The 17343-nt window shown below is 72.5% G+C and carries 18 protein-coding genes; 4 read left to right on the top strand and 14 right to left on the bottom strand.

Going from position 1 to position 17343, the window contains the following annotated elements; translation table 11 throughout:
- Positions 1 to 31: 31 nt before the first annotated feature.
- From ACZ79I_RS24045 to tsaB, 6 genes are all read right to left on the bottom strand, one after another.
- The gene (locus tag ACZ79I_RS24045) at positions 32 to 1396 is read right to left on the bottom strand and encodes an endo-1,4-beta-xylanase (protein ID WP_471499532.1); all 1365 of its coding nucleotides are present in this window, start codon (positions 1394 to 1396) and stop codon (positions 32 to 34) included.
- Between the two features lie 128 nt (positions 1397 to 1524).
- Positions 1525 to 2667 (bottom strand): LacI family DNA-binding transcriptional regulator, encoded by a 1143-nt coding sequence (locus tag ACZ79I_RS24040; RefSeq protein ID WP_471499531.1) that lies wholly within the window; start codon positions 2665 to 2667, stop codon positions 1525 to 1527.
- Positions 2668 to 2755: 88 nt separating this feature from the next.
- Positions 2756 to 3013, bottom strand: coding sequence for a hypothetical protein (locus tag ACZ79I_RS24035; protein ID WP_381081568.1), 258 nt, complete (start codon positions 3011 to 3013; stop codon positions 2756 to 2758).
- Positions 3010 to 4113 (bottom strand): tRNA (adenosine(37)-N6)-threonylcarbamoyltransferase complex transferase subunit TsaD, encoded by a 1104-nt coding sequence (gene tsaD, locus ACZ79I_RS24030; RefSeq protein WP_471499530.1) that lies wholly within the window; start codon positions 4111 to 4113, stop codon positions 3010 to 3012. The genes ACZ79I_RS24035 and tsaD overlap by 4 nt, the downstream gene beginning before the upstream one ends.
- Positions 4106 to 4603 (bottom strand): ribosomal protein S18-alanine N-acetyltransferase, encoded by a 498-nt coding sequence (gene rimI, locus ACZ79I_RS24025; RefSeq protein WP_381081625.1) that lies wholly within the window; start codon positions 4601 to 4603, stop codon positions 4106 to 4108. Before rimI ends, tsaD begins: the two co-directional genes overlap by 8 nt.
- Positions 4604 to 4641: 38 nt before the next feature.
- The gene (gene tsaB, locus ACZ79I_RS24020; protein WP_471499529.1) at positions 4642 to 5295 is read right to left on the bottom strand and encodes a tRNA (adenosine(37)-N6)-threonylcarbamoyltransferase complex dimerization subunit type 1 TsaB; all 654 of its coding nucleotides are present in this window, start codon (positions 5293 to 5295) and stop codon (positions 4642 to 4644) included.
- A gap of 179 nt (positions 5296 to 5474) precedes the next feature.
- On the opposite strand from tsaB, the gene ACZ79I_RS24015 reads away from it, so the two are divergent.
- Entirely contained in the window at positions 5475 to 6026 is a 552-nt protein-coding gene (locus tag ACZ79I_RS24015; RefSeq protein WP_471499528.1) for a hypothetical protein, read from the top strand.
- A 718-nt stretch (positions 6027 to 6744) separates the two neighbouring features.
- On the opposite strand, the gene tsaE is transcribed toward ACZ79I_RS24015, so the two are convergent.
- From tsaE to ACZ79I_RS23990, 5 genes are all read right to left on the bottom strand, one after another.
- Entirely contained in the window at positions 6745 to 7275 is a 531-nt protein-coding gene (tsaE, locus tag ACZ79I_RS24010; RefSeq protein WP_471499527.1) for a tRNA (adenosine(37)-N6)-threonylcarbamoyltransferase complex ATPase subunit type 1 TsaE, read from the bottom strand.
- Entirely contained in the window at positions 7244 to 8473 is a 1230-nt protein-coding gene (locus tag ACZ79I_RS24005) for an alpha/beta fold hydrolase (RefSeq protein WP_471499526.1), read from the bottom strand. The genes tsaE and ACZ79I_RS24005 overlap by 32 nt, the downstream gene beginning before the upstream one ends.
- Before the next feature lie 68 nt (positions 8474 to 8541).
- Complete coding sequence (gene alr / locus ACZ79I_RS24000; RefSeq protein ID WP_471499525.1) at positions 8542 to 9705, bottom strand: alanine racemase; 1164 nt, start codon at positions 9703 to 9705, stop codon at positions 8542 to 8544.
- A gap of 170 nt (positions 9706 to 9875) precedes the next feature.
- Entirely contained in the window at positions 9876 to 11324 is a 1449-nt protein-coding gene (locus tag ACZ79I_RS23995; RefSeq protein WP_471499524.1) for an NAD(P)H-hydrate dehydratase, read from the bottom strand.
- 39 nt (positions 11325 to 11363) lie between these two features.
- The gene (locus tag ACZ79I_RS23990; RefSeq protein ID WP_471499523.1) at positions 11364 to 11735 is read right to left on the bottom strand and encodes a holo-ACP synthase; all 372 of its coding nucleotides are present in this window, start codon (positions 11733 to 11735) and stop codon (positions 11364 to 11366) included.
- A gap of 125 nt (positions 11736 to 11860) precedes the next feature.
- Here ACZ79I_RS23990 and ACZ79I_RS23985 point away from each other — a divergent pair, with 125 nt between their 5' ends.
- A complete protein-coding gene (locus ACZ79I_RS23985; protein ID WP_471499522.1) occupies positions 11861 to 13537 on the top strand; it encodes a serine/threonine-protein kinase in 1677 nt (558 codons plus the stop codon).
- A gap of 231 nt (positions 13538 to 13768) precedes the next feature.
- Here ACZ79I_RS23985 and ACZ79I_RS23980 read toward each other — a convergent pair whose 3' ends face one another.
- Together ACZ79I_RS23980 and ACZ79I_RS23975 are read right to left on the bottom strand one after the other, a co-directional pair.
- Positions 13769 to 14710 (bottom strand): RpnC/YadD family protein, encoded by a 942-nt coding sequence (locus ACZ79I_RS23980; protein WP_471499521.1) that lies wholly within the window; start codon positions 14708 to 14710, stop codon positions 13769 to 13771.
- A 79-nt stretch (positions 14711 to 14789) separates the two neighbouring features.
- Positions 14790 to 15197 carry an ATP-binding protein gene (locus ACZ79I_RS23975; protein ID WP_471499520.1) on the bottom strand — a complete coding sequence of 136 codons (408 nt, stop codon included), beginning with the start codon at positions 15195 to 15197 and terminating at the stop codon, positions 14790 to 14792.
- A gap of 197 nt (positions 15198 to 15394) precedes the next feature.
- Between ACZ79I_RS23975 and ACZ79I_RS23970 the strand changes: the two genes are divergently transcribed.
- Together ACZ79I_RS23970 and ACZ79I_RS23965 are read left to right on the top strand one after the other, a co-directional pair.
- Entirely contained in the window at positions 15395 to 16246 is an 852-nt protein-coding gene (locus ACZ79I_RS23970; RefSeq protein ID WP_471499519.1) for a helix-turn-helix domain-containing protein, read from the top strand.
- An 8-nt stretch (positions 16247 to 16254) separates the two neighbouring features.
- The gene (locus tag ACZ79I_RS23965; RefSeq protein WP_471499518.1) at positions 16255 to 16479 is read left to right on the top strand and encodes a DUF397 domain-containing protein; all 225 of its coding nucleotides are present in this window, start codon (positions 16255 to 16257) and stop codon (positions 16477 to 16479) included.
- 190 nt (positions 16480 to 16669) lie between these two features.
- Here ACZ79I_RS23965 and ACZ79I_RS23960 read toward each other — a convergent pair whose 3' ends face one another.
- Positions 16670 to 17299, bottom strand: coding sequence for a hypothetical protein (locus ACZ79I_RS23960; RefSeq protein WP_471499517.1), 630 nt, complete (start codon positions 17297 to 17299; stop codon positions 16670 to 16672).
- Positions 17300 to 17343 lie beyond the last annotated feature (44 nt).

Genomic DNA, 17343 nt, shown 5'->3' with positions numbered 1-17343 from the left:
TTCAGAAAATCTCACTCTTCTTAGCGTGCCCTCAGCCCAATGTCACCGATGGCACCGGGTTGCTCCCGCTCCACGACGCGTTGAACCCGAACGTCACCGAACCGCCGTCCGGCACGGTCCCGTTCCAGGAGGCGTTCGAGCACGTCACCGCCGCACCCGACTGGGCGCAGTCCGCGTTCCACACCTGGGTGATCCGCTGCCCGGCGCCGAACGACCAGTTCGCCGTCCACGACGCCAGCGAGCCGCCCGAGCAGGCGATCGTCACCTGGCCCGTGAACCCGGTGTCCCACTGGCCGGTCACGGCGTAGCCCGCCGTACAGCCGTCCCTCGGCGGGGGCGGCACGCTCGCGCCGAGCGCCTCCGCGATGCCGTCGTAGGCCGGTTTCGGCGCGTAGTTCTCGTCGTACGGGGTCGCCGCCCCGTAGCCGTCGAAGACGTCCGGGATCCACGAGTCCGAGTCGGTGAAGCCCCAGACCGTGACGCCGGCGCAGCGCGTCACCGCCACGCACGCGGAGACCACGCTGCGGTAGTCGGCCCGCTGCTGCGCCAGCTTGGCGTCGGTGGCGGGCAGTTGCATACGGATGTCCAGTTCCGTGATCGCCACGTCCACGCCCAGGTCGGCGAAGCGCTGGATGTTCTGCCGGAGCGTGGACGGGACCTGACCGAGGATCAGATGGGCCTGCAGCCCCACTCCGTCGATCGGGACACCGCGGTCCTTGAGGGACTTGACCAGGTTGTACAGGGCCGTGCTCTTCGCGTTCACGCCCTCGACGTTGTAGTCGTTGATGTACAGCCTGGCGCTCGGGTCGGCCGCGTGCGCCCAGGTCAGAGCCTGTGCGATGTAGTCCGGGCCGAGGTTGTCGTACCAGATCGTCGAGCGGTAGGTGCCGTCCTCGTTGAACGGCTCGTTCACCACGTCCCAGGCGGCCAGCCTGCCCTTGTAGCGGGTGACCTCGGTGGTGATGTGGTCCTGGAGCAGGCCGCTGAGCTGGGCCGGTGTCCAGCTGCCGTTCGTCAGCCAGGTGGGGTTCTGGCTGTGCCAGACCAGGGTGTGGCCGCGCACCTGCTGGTCGTGGGCCTGGGCGAAGGCGACGATCCGGTCGGCCTCGGCCCAGTCGTACGTGCCGCGGCTGGGCTCCACCGACCCCCACTTCATGGCGTTCCCGGGGGTGAGCGAACCGAACTGGCCGCCCGCGATGTCGGCGTAGGCGCCGGTGAGCCTGGAACCGGTGACGGCCGTGCCGATGACCTTGCCCCGGGCCGCGGCCAGGTCCCGCAGGGGCGTGCCGGCGGCGTGGGCCGCGCTCGTGCCGGCCGCAAGCAGGGCCCCGGCGGCCGCGGCGCCGGTCAGCAGGGCGGTGAGCCGGACGCGTAAGGATGGTCTGGAGGATCTCATTGGCGGTGCCTCCGAAAGATTCGGTGTTCAGACCGATTGGCTTCGGAGGAGTGTGGAGGGATTCGCCTCACCCGTCAATTCGCCTCACCCGTCAATACGTCGGCTTCCGGCCACGGCCGCCCCGTGCGTCACGCCGGAGGCGCCCCCGTGCTGCTCCGCACCACCAGGCTGGTCGCCAGTTCCACCCGGGTCGCCGCCGTGGCGCCGTCCCCGCGCGCCAGGTCCAGCACGAGCCGCGCCGCCGTCTCCGCCATCTCCCTCAGCGGCTGCCGCACGGTCGTCAGCGGGGGACCCACCCAGCGGGCCACCGGCAGATCGTCGAACCCGACCACGCTCAGGTCCTCGGGGATGCGCAGCCCCAGCTCGCGAGCCGCCTCGTAGAGCCCGAGCGCCTGGAGGTCGTTCCCCGCGAAGACCGCCGTGGGCCGGTCCCGCCTGCGCAGCAGGTCGAGACCGAGCCGGTAGCCGGCGTCGTGATGGAAGTTGCCGGCCCTGATCAGCCCGGGGTCGAACGGCAGTCCCGCGGTCTCCAGCGCCGCCCGGTATCCATCGACCCGGGCGCGGCTGCACATCATGCGCGCGGGACCGCTCAACGCGGCGATCCGCCGATGGCCCAGCTCGATCAGATGCCGGGTCGCGGCCAGGCCGCCGTGCCAGTTGGTGGCACCGATCGACGGCACGTCGTCGCCCGGGTCGCCGGCCGGGTCCATCACCACGAACGGAATGGAGCGGCTGGTCAGCAGCGCGCGCTGGGACTCGTCGAGGCCGGACAGGACGAGGACCACCCCGTGCGGGCGGCGGGCGGCGACCTGGTCGGCCCAGGTCCGGCCGGGTGTGAGCCGTCCCGCGCTCTCGGAGAGCACGACGCTCAGCCCCTCCTCGCGCGCCACGTTCTCCACACCCCGGATGACCTCCAGCGCCCAGGAGCTCTCCAGCTCGTGGAAGATCAGGTCGATCAGGGGCGAGCGCGTGGCCTCGGCGCGGCGCCGGCGGTAGCCGTGGGCGCGCAGCAGGCCCTCGACGCGGGCCCGGGTCGCCGGGGCGACGTCGGCCCGGCCGTTGAGCACCTTGGACACGGTGGGCGCGGAAACGCCCGCCTCGCGGGCGATCCCGGCGAGCGTGGCGGTCCTCACCGGACGCTCCGACGACGGCGGGGTCTCCGAGGTCTCAGAGGTCTCCGAGATCTCCGAGATCTCCGAGATCTCCGAGGTCTCAGAGGTCTGATAGGTCGGCGGGGCCGCGTTCGTTCCGGCAGGTTCCGAGGGTGTCATGGGCGGATGGTATGCCGGGAAGATTCGGCACACCAGTCGAAACATTCGGTACGCTCGGGCCCCGCTGGAGAAGCCCCCGGCCGCGGGTTCAGGCGCAGTCCACCGACTCGAACCGCCACCGGTGCACCGGCCGCGCCGCCAGCTCCTCGTCCGGGTCGGGCAGGTCGGGAAGGCCGGCGGCGAGGTCCGCGTCCCACCAGGTGATGACGAGGACACGGTCCTGAGGGGCCCGGAAGGTCTCCCGGCGCAGCGGCGCGGGCGTCAGCTCCTGCTCCCTCGCCCAGGCCAGCAGGTCCTCGCCCCGCCCGGCCGCGGCCCGCGCCTCCCACATCAACGCGACTCTCACGGGTACAGGTTCTCCTTGCTCACCTCGTGGACGTGGTCGTGCCCGTGCCCGTGCCCGTGCCCCGGCACATGCGGGTCCGTCACCGGCAGCGACGAGTCCGCGGACAGGTCCCAGGCCGACGCCGGGCGGCCCCGGGCGACCATCTCGGCACCCAGCGCCGCGACCATCGCGCCGTTGTCCGTGCACAGCTTGGGCCGGGGCACCCTCAGCCGGATCCCGGCCGCGGCGCACCGCTCCCCCGCCAGCGCCCGCAGACGCGAGTTCGCGGCCACACCCCCGCCGATCATCAAATGGTCGACACCCTCGTCCTTGCAGGCCCGCACGGCCTTCCTGGTCAGCACGTCCACGACCGCCTCCTGGAAGGACGCCGCCACATCCCGTACCGGCACCTCCTCCCCCGCCGCCCGCTTCGCCTCGATCCAGCGGGCCACGGCCGTCTTCAGACCGGAGAAGGAGAAGTCGTACGCCGGATCGCGCGGCCCGGTCAGACCGCGCGGGAACGCGATGGCCTCCGGGTCGCCCTCCCGCGCGTAGCGGTCGATGACCGGGCCGCCGGGGAAGCCGAGGTTCAGCACCCGCGCGATCTTGTCGAACGCCTCGCCCGCCGCGTCGTCGATGGTCGCGCCGAGCGGCCGCACGTCCGACGTGATGTCCGTGGACAGCAGCAGCGAGGAGTGCCCGCCGCTCACCAGCAGCGCCATCGTCGGCTCCGGCAGCGCGCCGTGCTCCAGCTGGTCCACGCACACATGGGAGGCGAGGTGGTTGACGCCGTACAGGGGCTTGCCCAGGGCGTAGGCGTACGCCTTCGCCGCCGAGACGCCCACCAGCAGGGCGCCTGCGAGACCGGGCCCCGCGGTGACCGCGACGCCGTCGAGGTCCTTCGCCGACACACCCGCGTCCTTCAGCGCGCGCTCGATGGTCGGCACCATCGCCTCCAGGTGTGCGCGGCTCGCCACCTCCGGGACGACGCCGCCGAAGCGCGCGTGCTCGTCGACGCTGGACGCGACCGCGTCCGCGAGGAGGGTGGTGCCGCGGACGATGCCGACGCCGGTCTCGTCGCAGGAGGTCTCGATCCCCAGGACCAGGGGTTCGTCAGCCATTGCTCTCGGTTCCTTGTGCTGAGGGGGAGCCCGCGGCGGTGCCGCCGTCGGGCGCTGTGGTCAGGCGCATCACCAGGGCGTCCACGTTCCCCGGCTGGTAGTAGCCGCGTCTGAACCCGATGGGCTCGAAGCCGAAGCGCTCGTAGAGCTTCTGCGCACGGACGTTGTCGACCCGGCATTCGAGCATCACCTCGGCGCACTCGAACGCGGTCGCGGCCCGCAGCAGCTCGGTCAGCAGCTGGCCGCCGAGCCCCGTGCCCCAGTGGTCGCGGGCGACGGCGATGGTCTGGATGTCGCCCAGTTCGCCCTGGGCGGCCAGCCCCGCGTACCCGACGATCCGCTCGTCCTCGACGGCCACGACGTAGCGCCGGGTGGCCTCCGGGCCCCGGGAGTGGGCGAGTTCGGACCAGAACATGCCCCGCGACCAGGCGTCCTCGGGGAAGAGGTCCTTCTCCAGCTCCAGCACGGGATCGATGTCCCACCAGCGCATCTCGCGCAGCTCGGGCGTCACGGGCGTCACAGGCGTGGTCACTTGGGGGTGACCACCTTGTAGTTCCTGGGCACCTGCGCGTCGGGGCGACGCAGGTACAGCGGCCGGGGGACGGCCAGTTCCTCGCCCGCCGCCAGCTTCTCCACCGCCAGGGAGGCGAGCGCGGACGCCGAGACGTGCTCGGGCTCGCGCGTCTGCGGGAACGTGCCGGGATACAGCAGCGCGCCGCCGCCGACGGCGGGCAGGCCGGCGACCGTCTCCGCGATGTCCGCGGGCCGGTCCACGGCGGGCTCGGTGACCCGGGTGCGGGCGTCGTCGTACCGCGCCCAGTAGACCTCCTTGCGGCGGGCGTCCGTGGCCACCACGAACGGCACGTCGAGATCGGAGGCGTACGCCAGGCCGTCGAGCGTGCACACGCCGTGCACGGGGACGCCGAGCGCGAGCCCGAAGGTGTCGGCGGTCATCAGCCCCACCCGCAGACCGGTGTAGGGGCCGGGGCCCACGCCCACGACGATGCCGGTGACGGCGTCGAGCCGTGTGCCCGCCTCGGCGAGGACACGGTCGACGGTGGGCAGCAGCAGTTCCCCGTGCCGGCGCGCGTCCACCTGCATCGAGGACGCGACGACGGAAGTGCCGTCGTGGAGGGCGACGGTGACGGCCGGGGTGGCGGTATCCAGAGCGAGCAAGAGCACGCAAACAGCCTACGGCGCCCGGGCCCCGCGCACGGCCGACCCGGTACGGCCGGCACCTGCTGCTACCGTCACAGCAGCGGCGTACGAAGGATTCGATCAACGGCATCGGTACGTCGTGCGGGTCGGACACGGGTGACGAGTACCTCCGCGCGTCGCGCGGGGTCGAGAGGTGGGCACAGGTGGCTAGGAGCAGCTCGGGATTCGTGGCCGGGCTCACCGTGGCGGCCATCGGCGCGGTCGGTTTCCTCGCCTACCAGGCGTCGGCGCACGTGCCCGACTCGCTGGGCAGGCCACAGGCGAAGAAGTCGCCGGCGGCCACCGCCCCGAAGTCGCCCTCCAGCAAGAACCCGGCGGCGCTGCCCGGCGCCTCCGGCTCCGGCGAGCGGGTCGTGTACGCACTCGACAGCGACCGGGTGTGGCTCGTGGGCGCGGACGGCAAGGTCCAGCGCACGTTCAAGGTCACGCCGGGGACGGTGGATCCGCTGCCGGGCACCTACGCGGTGACCTCCCGGACCGCCACGTCCCCCGGGTCGGACGGCAAGCTGGTCGAACACATCGTGCGGTTCACGACCCACCAAGGCGCGGTGATCGGCTTCAGCGCGGCGGTCGACGGTTCGACGCCCAGGCCCGACGCTTCGAAGAAGCTGGGCGGGATCCGCGAGTCCCGCGCGGACGGCACGGCGATGTGGGAGTTCGCGACGCTCCGCACGAAGGTCGTCGTCACCGGGTAGCAGGCCGCCGGGCACCGGACCGCCGCCACCGGACCCCGGACCGCCGGGCCACCGGGACCCGGCCACCGGACCCCGGACCGCCGTCACCGGACCGCCGGACCCGGGCCGCCGTCACCGGACCGCCGGACCCGGGCCGCCGTCACCAGGCCACCGGACCCCGGACACCGCACCTCCGTCACCGGACCACCGGGCACCGGACCACCGGGCACCGGACCGCCGGGCCACCGGGCACCGGACCGCCGGGCCACCGGGACCCCGGCCACCGGGCACCGGACCGCCGTCACCGGACCACCAGACACCGGCCACCGGGCACCGGACCGCCGGACCGCCGTCACCGGGAGCCGGCGCGCTGGAGCGCGCGGCTTCGCCCGGGTACGGGGCCGGCTACGCGGCCCTGCGCTGCCCGCCGGACGCGGGCGTCCTCCGTGGCGTTCCGGCCGCAGGTGGCCGGGGCGGTGTCGAGACCGCCTTCGCCGCGGCGCATGCCGCCAGCAGGTCCCGCATCGGCACTCCGGCCGCACCGGCCGCCGCCCCCGCCTCCACGCGCGGCGGCGCCTCGTCTCGTTCTGAAGCCGGCATGGCGCCTCCTGGTGCTACGGGGGCGGGTGGGTTAGGCAGACCTAACCACGGCTGACTTCCATGTGACCACGCCGCGCACCTGCGACGCAACATCATGCCGACGGCCTGTCGGCATGCCGGGTCGGGCAGGGGACGCCTCTCAGGCGGACAGCACGCCCAGGTCGACGGCCGCCCAGCGCGGGCCGATACCCGTGACGGAGACGTGCCGCACCTCGTCGGTCGTGTCCCCGACGGCCCGGTGGATGGCGACGTGCAGCCGGTCCTCCGTCAGCTCCTCGACCTTGCCCTCGCCCCACTCCACGACCACCACGGACTCCGGCAGCGAGACGTCGAGGTCGAGGTCCTCCATCTCCTCCAGGCCACCGCCCAGGCGGTACGCGTCCACGTGGACCAGCGGCGGACCCCCGCCGAGGGACGGGTGCACACGGGCGATGACGAAGGTCGGCGAGGTGACCGCGCCCCGCACACCGAGCCCCTCGCCGAGCCCACGGGTCAGCGTGGTCTTGCCCGCGCCCAGCTCGCCGTTCAGCAGCACGAGGTCGCCGGCGCGCAGCAGCTTGGCCAGGCGGCGCCCCAGCTCCTTCATCTGTTCGGGGGAGCTGACGGTGAACTCGGTGGTGACGCCCGGCCGAGACCCCTCAGCCGGGCCGTGCGGTGCTGGTGCTTCCATAGCCACCCACGGTAGCCCCTGCCGGCACCGCCCCGGCGCGCATCAGCAGGTCGGCGAGGCGGTCCGTGACGACCTCCGGGTGCTCCAGCATCACCAGGTGCCCGGCGTCCGGTACGAGCACCAGCTCCGCGTCCGGCAGCAGATCCGCGATCGCCTCGCTGTGCTCGCTCGGGGTGACCAGGTCCTGCAGCCCGGCCAGTACGAGCACCGGCAGATCGGCGAAGCGGGCCAGCGCCGACGTCTTGTCGTGGTCGCTGAACGCCGGGTAGAACTCGGCGACCACGTCGATCGGCGTGCCCTCGATCATCCGCTCGGCGAACCGGGCGATGGCCGGGTCGACCTCCCGGGACGCGAACGAGTACCGCTTGACGATCCCCGCGAACAGGTCGGCGGTGGCCCTGCGGCCCTTCTCCACCAGCGCCGCCTGCTGCCCGAGCGCCCTCAGCACTCCGGGCAGGACGCGCCGCACGGCGTTGACGCCCGCGACGGGCAGCCCGAAGTTGACCTCGCCGAGCCGCCCGGACGACGTGCCGACGAGGGCGACGCCGACGACCCGGTCGCGGATCAGCTCGGGGTACTGGTCGGCCAGGGCCATGACCGTCATGCCGCCCATGGAGTGGCCGACGAGCACGACCGGCCCCTCGGGCACGGCCGCGTCGATCACGGCCTTGAGGTCGCGTCCGAGCTGGTCGATGGTGACGGGTGTGCCGTCGGCCTGGGCCATGCCGCGTCCGGAGCGGCCGTGGCTGCGCTGGTCCCAGTGCACGGTGCGCACGACCCCGCGCAGCGCGGCCCGCTGGAAGTGCCAGGAGTCCTGGTTGAGGCAGTAGCCGTGGCTGAAGACGACGGTGACGGGGGCTGGGGCCTTGCGCCCGAAGAGCCGCCGGCGGCGCGGGGCGGAGCCGCCCTCCGGCTCGACGTCGTCGACCTCGAAGTACAGCTCGGTGCCGTCGTCCGCGTGCGCCTTGCCCGGCGTGCCGCGCAGGCTGCCGTACGGGCCCGTCGAGTCGAGGGCGAGCCGGGCCTTCTTGCGCATGCCGCGGCCGACCGTCATCCGTTCGATCGCGACACCGGCGGCGGCGCCCGCCGCCACCACGCCTATCGCGGCGCCGGCGATGCCGGCGATACGCCAGTTGCCGGCCGTGGACGCGGCCGCCCCCGCGACGGCCTCCCCGGCCTCGGCGCCGCTCTTGCTCACGTCCCGTCCCTCCTCGCCCCGGGCTCCGCTCCTGCTGCGGCACACCTGCCCAGGTTCACCCGTGTGGGTTACCCATTCCGTTCCGGGTTCACATTCACATAGACGCGCGGGACGCGGGTTCCGATCCGGGTCACGATTTCGTACGCGATGGTTCCGGCCGCCTGCGCCCAGTCCTCGGCGGTCGGCTCGCCCCGGTCTCCGGGACCGAAGAGGATCACCTCCGTGCCGGGCGGCGGCTCGTCGCCGCCGAGGTCGACCACGAACTGGTCCATGGCGATCCGGCCCGCGACCGTGCGGAGCTTGCCGTCCACCAGGACCGGGCCGGTGCCGGAGGCATGGCGTGGAATGCCGTCCCCGTAGCCGACGGGGACCAGGCCGAGGGTGGTGGCGCCGGGGGTGGTGTACAGGTGCCCGTAGCTGACGCCGTGGCCGCCGGGGACCTTCTTCACCAGGGCGAGCGATGCCTTCAGCGTCATCACGGGGCGCAGCCCGAAGTCCGCCGGGGTGCCCATCTCCGGGCTGGGCGAGATGCCGTAGACCGCCACTCCCGTACGGACGAGGTCGAAGCGGGCCTCGGGCAGGGTCAGCGCGGCGGGCGAGTTGGCGATGTGGCGCACCTCGGGCCGTAGGCCCTGCTCCTCGGCGTACGCCACCATCTCGCGGAAGCGGGCGAGCTGGGCCTGGATCGAGGGGTGGCCGGGCTCGTCGGCACAGGCGAAGTGCGACCAGAGACCGACGACGGTGATCAGGCCGTCGGCCTGGGCGCGCAGGGCCTCGGCGACGAGTTCGGGCCAGTCCCCGGGCTGGCAGCCGGCCCGCCCGAGACCGGTGTCGGCCTTGAGGTGGACACGGGCGGGCGCGCCCGCGGCGGCCGCCGCCTCGCGCAGCTCCCCGACGGCCCACAGGCCGCTCACGGACACGTCGACGTCGGCTTCGATCGCCTGGCGCCAGGGGCCGCCTGGGGTCCACAGCCAGCACATGACACGGCAGTCCAGCCCGGCCGCGCGCAGCGCGAGAGCCTCCTCGGGCGTGGCCGTGCCGAGCCACTCGGCTCCGGCCTCGACGGCCGCGCGGGCGCACGGCACCGCGCCGTGACCGTACGCGTCCGACTTGACCACGGCCATCAGCGCGGCACCGGACGCACGGGCGCGCAGCGCGCGGACGTTCGCCCGCAGGGCCGCCAGATCGACCTCGGCCCAGGCACGAAGACAAGCAGTTTCGGAGAATCTCATCGCGCCCAGTCTCTCAGAGCCCCCCGAGCCCCCGTCATCGCGCCGGGGGCGGGACGGCGATCGGCGGTTCCGTCCCATGTACGGGAGCGGGTGACAAGTCCTGTACGGGAGAAGGTGACAAGGTCTTTCCGGGTGCCCGGGTGGAACGGATCTGCCGGTCCCGGGTCTGCTCAGTGCCGCACGTCCCGCCACGCGTCCGGAAGCGCGTTCGCCACGTCGTGCGCCCCCGCCGGCGCACCGTCCGCCGCGTAGCGGCCCGCGAGGCCGTGCAAGTAGGCCGCCACGCTCCCGGCATCCCGCGCGGACAGGCCGGCCGCCAGCAGGGAGCCCGCCAGCCCCGACAGCACGTCCCCGCTCCCCGCGGTCGCCAGCCACGGCGTGCCCGTCGGGTTCACCCGCGCCGGGCCGCCCCCCGGATCCGCCACCAGCGTGGTGGAACCCTTGAGGAGGACGGTCGCCCCGAACCGCGCCGCCAGCTCCCGCACCGCCGCGAGCCGGGCGCCCTCGACCTCCTCCCGCGACACCCCGAGCAGCGCGGCGGCCTCACCCGCGTGCGGGGTCATCAGCGTCGGCGCCTCACGTCCGCGCACGGCGTCCCGGTCGGCCAGTCGCAGCCCGTCCGCGTCGACGAGCACCGGTACGTCCGCCTCCAGCACCTCCGCCACGGCCGACGCGTCGTCCCCGGCGCCCGGCCCCACGACCCACGCCTGCACCCGTCCGGCCTTCGCAGGGCCCCGGTCGGAGACGAGGGTCTCCGGAAAGCGGGCGATCACGGCGGCCCCGGCGGGCCCCACGTACCGCACGGCCCCGGCCCCGCCCCGCAGCGCACCCGCCACCGCGAGCACGGCGGCGCCGGGGTAGCGCGCCGACCCGGCGGCGATGCCGACCACCCCGCGCCGGTACTTGTCGCTCTCGGCCACCGGCGCCGGCAGCAGGGCCGCCACGTCCGCGTGCTGCAGCGCCTCCAGTTCGGCCTCCTCGGGCAGGTCGAGCCCGATGTCGACCAGGCGCACGGATCCGGCGTGGTCCCTGGCCGGATCGACGAGCAGCGCCGGCTTGTGCGTACCGAAGGTCACGGTCACGTCGGCCCGTACCGCCGCGCCCCGCACCTCGCCGCTGTCGGCCTCGACACCGCTGGGCAGGTCGACGGCCACGACGGCCGCGCGGGACCGCCCGGCGAGCGCGGCGAGCCGTGCGGCGTCCGGCCGGAGTCCGCCCTTGCCGCCGATCCCCACGATGCCGTCGATGACGAGGTCGGCCCGCCGGATCGACTCCTCGGCGGCCGTGGCGGGTTCGGGTCCCCCTCCGGGCACCACGGTGCCGCCCGCGCCCCGCAGGGCGGCGAGCCCTCCCGGGTGGGTCCGTTCGGGCGAGAGCAGCACCGCCGTGACCCCCGCCCCGCGCCGGGAAAGCCGCGCCCCGGCGTAGAGGGTGTCACCGCCGTTGTCCCCGCTTCCGACCAGCAGCACGACCCGGCTGCCGTACACCCGCCCCAGCAACCGGGCGCAGGCCGCGGCCAGTCCGGCGGCGGCGCGCTGCATCAGCGCCCCCTCCGGAAGCCGCGCCATGAGCGAACGCTCGGCCGCCCTCACCGTCTCCACGCTGTACGCAGTACGCATACCGTGAGTCTCCCGCACCCGCGTGCGCCGCGGGCGGACCTATCCCTCCGCCACGACCACCGCGGAGGCCACGCCCGCGTCATGACTGAGCGACACGTGCCAGGACCGCACGCCGAGTTCCGCGGCGCGGACCGCGACCGTCCCCGTCACGCGCAGGCGCGGCTGCCCGCTGTCCTCGACGTAGACCTCGGCGTCGGTCCAGCGCAGCCCGATCGGCGCGCCCAGGGCCTTGGCCACCGCCTCCTTGGCCGCGAACCGCGCGGCCAGCGAGGCGATACCGCGCCGTTCGCCGCTGGGCAGTGACAACTCGCTCGGCAGGAACAGACGGTCGGCCAGCCCGGGGGTACGCCGCAACGACGCCGCGAAGCGGTCGATCTCGGCCACGTCGATTCCGACCCCGATGATGCTCATACGGTGCACCCTACGGTCCGGCCGGCGCCCGCCGAGCGGCCGGCCGGGCCGGGCCCGGGAGCCTTCGGACCCCACCGGACGGATCGGCGCCGGCCCTGTCGGCGCGGCCAATTATGCTGCCGCGCATGAGCGAGGTGGGCAGCGACGGCAGACGGGTCGTCGACGGGCGGTTCGAACTGGAAGCACGGCTCGGCAGCGGGGGGATGGGGACGGTCTGGCGCGCCAGGGACCTGATGCTCCATCGGACCGTCGCCGTCAAGGAGGTCCGCCCGCCCGACCGGGACCTGGCCGAATACGACCCGGACGGCGCGCGGATGCTGCGGGAGCGGGTGCTTCGCGAAGCCAGGGCGCTGGCCAGGATCAACCACCCGAACGTGGTCACGATCCACCACATATTCGACGGCGGCGAGGGTTCCTACCCGTGGATCGTCATGGAGTACGTCAGCGGCGGCTCACTGGCCGACCTCCTGGCCCGCGGACCCATGGCCCCGGCGGAGGCGGCACGGATCGGCCTGGAGGTGCTGGCCGCACTGCGCGCCGCCCACGACGTCGGCATCCAGCACCGGGACGTCAAGCCCGCCAACGTGCTGATGCACCCCGACGGCCGCCCCGTGCTCACGGACTTCGGCATCGCGGCGATCCGTGACGCGACCGCGCTCACCGCCACCGGTTCGGTGATCGGAACGCCCGACTACATGGCGCCCGAACGCGTCTCCGGCCGCGGCGACGGGCCGGCCTCGGACCTGTGGTCGCTGGCGATGATGCTGTACACGGCCGTCGAGGGCCAGCACCCGCTGCGCCGCGGCACGACGCTCGCCACCCTCGCGGCGGTCCTCAACGACGAGGTGCCACCGCCGGTCAAGGCCGGGCCGCTGCGGGAAACGTTGATGCGGGTCCTCGTGCGGGACCCGGCGGCGCGGCCGGACGCGGAGACACTGGGCCGGATGCTGGCCCACGTGGCGGAGGGGCGTCAGGAACCCGCCACCTCCTACTCGTTGCAGCCACCGCCCGCCGGCCACGGCACCACCGCAACGCCTTCTCCGGTCGCCGCCCCGGCCTCTCCTGTGACCACCCCGGTCGGTTTCGGACCGCCGCCGGTGTTCCCGCCGCCGCAGGAGGCCGTTCCGGCGCCGACGAAGGTGCCCGTGCCTCCCGTCCGCCGGAGGCGCTGGGCGACGGTCGGGCTGCCCGGCACCGTGCTCGTGCTCGGCGGTGTCCTGGTGTGGACGCTGCTGCCGGGCAACTTCGCGCAGTCCTCGGGCTCCCACGGTTCCTCGTCGACGCAACCGACGGTGAACGCGCCGGCCGGCGGCGATCCGGCCGTCCACGAGTCGCCGCAGTCGTCGAAGACCGCCGACCTGCTCACCCCGGACGGCATCCGCACCGCGATCAAGGCGTTCAAGAAGGAGACCGGCAGGGACCGGTTCGGCGGCTTCACGGTGTACCCCGACAACATCTCCGCCGAACTGATGGTCAAAGGCAGCAAGACCGAATACGACACCTACAGCTATCGCCTCGACACGGGCGTGCAGAAGGGCATCATCAGCAGCACGCTGATGGGCGGGGAACAGCCGGTGAGCCTGGACGACTTCGACTGGGACAAGGTCCCCGCGCTGCTCGCCGAGGCGGAGAAGAAGCTCAAGGTCGACAAGATCGAATCCCGCTACCTGCTGGTGAGGCAGCCGGACACCACGTTCGACACCCCTGCTGGCATGGCGGTGTACCTGACCAACAAGTACGGCTCCGGCGGTTACCTCGAGGCCGACAAGCACGGCAGGGTGACCAAGACGGTGCCCTTCTAGCGCTCCGGCCGGGGTCCCGGATTCCCGCTGCCCGACGACCTGGTGGCGGGGATCGCAGCGAGTGCGCGGCAGTCACGGGACCATCGCGCCGGGGCCGCCCGGCGACCGTGTTCCGGCCGCCAGGTGAGGGGCACCCCGGCACGAGCCGCGACCGAGGCGAGGACTCTACGATCCGCCCGGCGACCCCGAGCTCTCCCCGGCGCCCCTGACTGTCCTGCTGATCGGCCACGCTCAGGTCCGTTCGGAGCTGGTCCCCGGAACCTCCGGGTCCTCGGCGAACAGGTCCTCGGCACACGCCACCGTGCCGGCCCGGTCGAGCCAGTCGTTGAGGCGGTCGAGGTCCGTGCAGGCGGTGATGCGTTCGCGGACGTCGCCGGAGATCGGAAGGCCGCGCACCTCCAGCACGCGCAGGACTCCCTTGGCCTCGCCTTCGGCCTTGCCTTCGGCCTTGCCTTCGGTCTTGCCTTCGAGGTAGGCCCTCTCACGGACCGTCCCCCGGCCAGGGAAGTAGCTGACGAACGACATGATTTCCTTCAGTTTCTGTCCGGCTGGGGTGTTGCCCAGGCTGATTTCCAGGAAGTCGATGAAGTAGTCGGCGGTCTCAGGATCCGTTTCCCGGACCTTCTCGATGGCGGCCGTGATCGCCTCCATTATGGCGTCGCAGTCGGCGCTGCGGGCGTGCGCCAGGGCGGAGAGCACCGCCAGTGCGAGGTTCTTCGCCGCGGTTCTGACGTCGGTGATCTTCGGCACGTTGTCCGGCCCGGCGACCAGAGGGTACGTCCGCTGAGCGGTCCAGCCGCGCGCGCCGCAGTCGAAGGGGCCGACCGCCCATTTGGCCGTGGCCCCGTCCTGGCAGACCACGAGAAGCAGCACGGGCAGGCGGAACTTCGCCTGCAGGAAGGCGACGTAGTAGGCCCAACTCGACGCCTTGGCCTCGTCCTTGCCCGACTGCGACTCGATGGCGAGCAGGAAGTCCTCGCCGTCGGAGGGGCCGACACGCAGCACCGTGTCCACGCGCCGCTCCAGCGGCCGGGCCTCCGTCACATCGGTGGTGACGGCGTCCACGGTCGCCTTCTCGGATAACGGGACGCCCAGCAATCCGAAAACGGGAGCCAGGACTTCGGGCCGCTCCTGGAAAATGCGGTGCATGCCCTCGTGAGCTGATGTGACCATGTGCGCAACCTATGGGGATCAAGGAATGGGCTGTCCGGGTGATCGGGAGCGTTCACCCTTTCGAGGGGCGAAAAAACGATCAGGCCGCGGCGGTCAATTCACACCACACGATCTTGCCCCGGTTGCCCTCCCTGGCCAGCGGCTGCCAGCCCCACAGGTCGGCGCACGCCCGGACCAGCGCCAGCCCGCGCCCCTCCTCCAGCTCGGCCGCCTGCTCCAGCGGGACGGGCGGCTCGGGGTCGGCGTCCCACGCCCCGATCCGCAGCACGCCCGCCGACCAGCGCACGCGGAGCGCCGCGGGGCCCTTGGTGTGGCGTACGGCGTTGGAGACCAGCTCGGCCGCGAGGAGTTCGGCGGTGTCGACCAGGCGGATCAGGCCGTGCATGGTGAGGATCAGACGGAGGGTGCGGCGGCTTACGGTGACGGCACGCAGGTCGTTGGGGATGTACAGGCAGTACTCCCAGGGTGCGGACTCGTTTTCGGGCATGGGTCAGCTCCGTTTGGCGGGGGCGGGTTTCCGGGGCAGGCGGTGGCATTGCCGCAGCCGTCACGAGGGGGACGGAACGGTGCGCTTCCGATACGTCACCGACGGTAGGGCCACAATTTGGGACCGTGCAAGTCGCTGCCGTAATCTGCCCTCGAACGAGTCACTGTTTCGGGGAAGTTGGGAGCAAGGAGGAGGCCATGCCTCGCAGGCGACAACCGACTGCCCGGCAGGAGCGCCTGGGTACTGAACTGCGCAAACTACGTGAGGCCGCCGGGCTCAAGGGGCGTGACGCGGCCGCGTTGCTCGGGACGGATTCGGCTCAGGTGAGCCAGATCGAGTTCGGCACCGCAGGCGTGAGCGAGGAACGAGTGCGGCGACTCGCCGCTCACTACTCCTGCACCGACGCCGAATTGATCGAGGCACTCGTAGCGATGGCCACCGATCGGACACGCGGCTGGTGGGAGGAGTACCGGGGGTCGCTGCCCACGTCGTTCCTCGACCTCTCCGAACTGGAGCACCACGCCGCGTTTCTGCAAGAGGTGGCGCTGCTGTATATCCCCGGCTTGCTGCAGACGGACAACTACGCCCGTGCCGTCTACTCATACAGGGTCCCCGAACTCCCCGAAGACGAACTTGAGTTGCGGGTTCGCCATCGGATGCAACGCAAGGTGGTCCTGGAAGGCCCCACTCCCGCCTCGTATGAAGCGGTGATCCACGAGGCAGCTCTGCGGATCAGAGTCGGCGACCGCGCCGCGACGCGGGCTCAGCTCTCCCGGGTCCTGGAAGTCAGTGAAGCGGACCACATCACCGTGCGGGTCATCCCCTTCGACCTGGACGGCTTCGCCGGAGCCGCGAGCACGATGAAGTATGCGGGTGGCGCAGTCCCAAAGCTGGACACCGTGGTGCGGGACGGACCCCACGGCACCGCCTTCATCGACTCGGAGGCACAACTCGGCGCGTATCGAACGCTCTTCCGTAGAGTGGAGACTGTGTCACTCGAGCCCGCACGGTCCCGTGACTTCATCCACAGGCTGGCGAAGGAGCTGTGAGGCGCGCCATGACCACCCCCGACATCTGGCGGAAGTCGTCCTACTCCGGCCCCGGTGACGGCAATGACTGCGTGGAGATCGCAAACCGCCGCACCCGCATAGCCATACGCGACTCCAAGGCCCCGGCCAGAGCCGCCATCTCCCTCCCAACCGACGCGTTCACCGCCTTCATCGACGCCCTGAAAGGCGAGACCCACTCCACCGTCACCGACTTCGCCAGGTTCCACAGCTGAGCTGTACGGCCGACCTGTGTTCCGTTATGTCCCGTCACCCGGTGGCCGCGCGGCCGCGGCCGCCACGCGGGCCGGTGATTGGCGGGTTTGGGCCGGCCCCGACGGCGTTCGCCTAGCCGCATCAGGGCCGCCGGTGTCCCAGATCCGCCGCTCACCCGCTGCAGACCACCGCACCATCGCGCCGTCCTGCTCAGTAGGCGCGCGGGCCGTTCTCGGTGGCTCGCACGGGGCTGCCGTAGCCGCGCGGCTTCTCCCCCTTGTCGACCACCTCGCAGCGGTACGCGGACTCCCGGCCCAGCGGCGCAAGCGTCGCCTTGGGGATGTTGTTGCAGAGGGCGTAGTCGATGCTGCCCTTGTAGTTGCCGAACAGGAGCTTCGCGACGCCCTCCCGGGTGAGGATGCCCGCGCGCGGAACGGCCTCGTACGACACGTAGTTGTCCGACCAGGCGGTCTTGTCGCCGACGGTCACGTCCCACTCGACCTTCAGGCCCTCGTAGGTGGTGGTGCACGTCACCGTCGTGCCCTTCTTCGACGCGGCGGTCTTCGGGCACTCCCCGGTGGTGCTGCCGGGCGCCTGCGCCATCTTGAGCGTCCTGGTCTGCAGTTCGTACGCGAGAGTCTCGGCGAACGGCGCGCCGTCGGCCGGAGATGCCGACGGCGCCAGGGCCGGTCCCATGTCCGGCTGGGTCAGCTTCTGCGGCAGCGCCGCGCGGGCAGGGGCCGATGCCTTGGCGTCGGCCCCTGATCCGGACTTCCCTCCTCCGCAGCCCGTGGCCAGAAGAGCGGCCGCACCGAACGTCATCACTGTCTTCATTCGCATGATGATCAGACTACTGATGGTGAACGCCGTGCTCCGCCCCGTCA

Source organism: Streptomyces sp. PSU-S4-23, from assembly GCF_055632315.1.
The sequence above is the reverse complement of the archived record's forward strand: the minus strand, read 5'-3'. Positions and strand labels throughout refer to the sequence as shown.

Coding starts and splice junctions, on each gene's coding strand:
- ACZ79I_RS24040 (WP_471499531.1), bottom strand. CDS start 2,667: ATGACACCCTCGGAACCTGCCGGAACGAACGCGGCCCCGCCGACCTAT.
- ACZ79I_RS23965 (WP_471499518.1), top strand. CDS start 16,255: ATGACCACCCCCGACATCTGGCGGAAGTCGTCCTACTCCGGCCCCGGT.
- ACZ79I_RS23990 (WP_471499523.1), bottom strand. CDS start 11,735: ATGAGCATCATCGGGGTCGGAATCGACGTGGCCGAGATCGACCGCTTC.
- tsaD (WP_471499530.1), bottom strand. CDS start 4,113: ATGGCTGACGAACCCCTGGTCCTGGGGATCGAGACCTCCTGCGACGAG.
- tsaE (WP_471499527.1), bottom strand. CDS start 7,275: ATGGAAGCACCAGCACCGCACGGCCCGGCTGAGGGGTCTCGGCCGGGC.
- ACZ79I_RS23980 (WP_471499521.1), bottom strand. CDS start 14,710: ATGGTCACATCAGCTCACGAGGGCATGCACCGCATTTTCCAGGAGCGG.
- ACZ79I_RS23970 (WP_471499519.1), top strand. CDS start 15,395: ATGCCTCGCAGGCGACAACCGACTGCCCGGCAGGAGCGCCTGGGTACT.
- ACZ79I_RS23995 (WP_471499524.1), bottom strand. CDS start 11,324: ATGCGTACTGCGTACAGCGTGGAGACGGTGAGGGCGGCCGAGCGTTCG.
- alr (WP_471499525.1), bottom strand. CDS start 9,705: ATGAGATTCTCCGAAACTGCTTGTCTTCGTGCCTGGGCCGAGGTCGAT.
- rimI (WP_381081625.1), bottom strand. CDS start 4,603: ATGCGCTGGTGGGACATCGATCCCGTGCTGGAGCTGGAGAAGGACCTC.
- ACZ79I_RS23975 (WP_471499520.1), bottom strand. CDS start 15,197: ATGCCCGAAAACGAGTCCGCACCCTGGGAGTACTGCCTGTACATCCCC.
- ACZ79I_RS23960 (WP_471499517.1), bottom strand. CDS start 17,299: ATGCGAATGAAGACAGTGATGACGTTCGGTGCGGCCGCTCTTCTGGCC.
- ACZ79I_RS24045 (WP_471499532.1), bottom strand. CDS start 1,396: ATGAGATCCTCCAGACCATCCTTACGCGTCCGGCTCACCGCCCTGCTG.
- ACZ79I_RS23985 (WP_471499522.1), top strand. CDS start 11,861: ATGAGCGAGGTGGGCAGCGACGGCAGACGGGTCGTCGACGGGCGGTTC.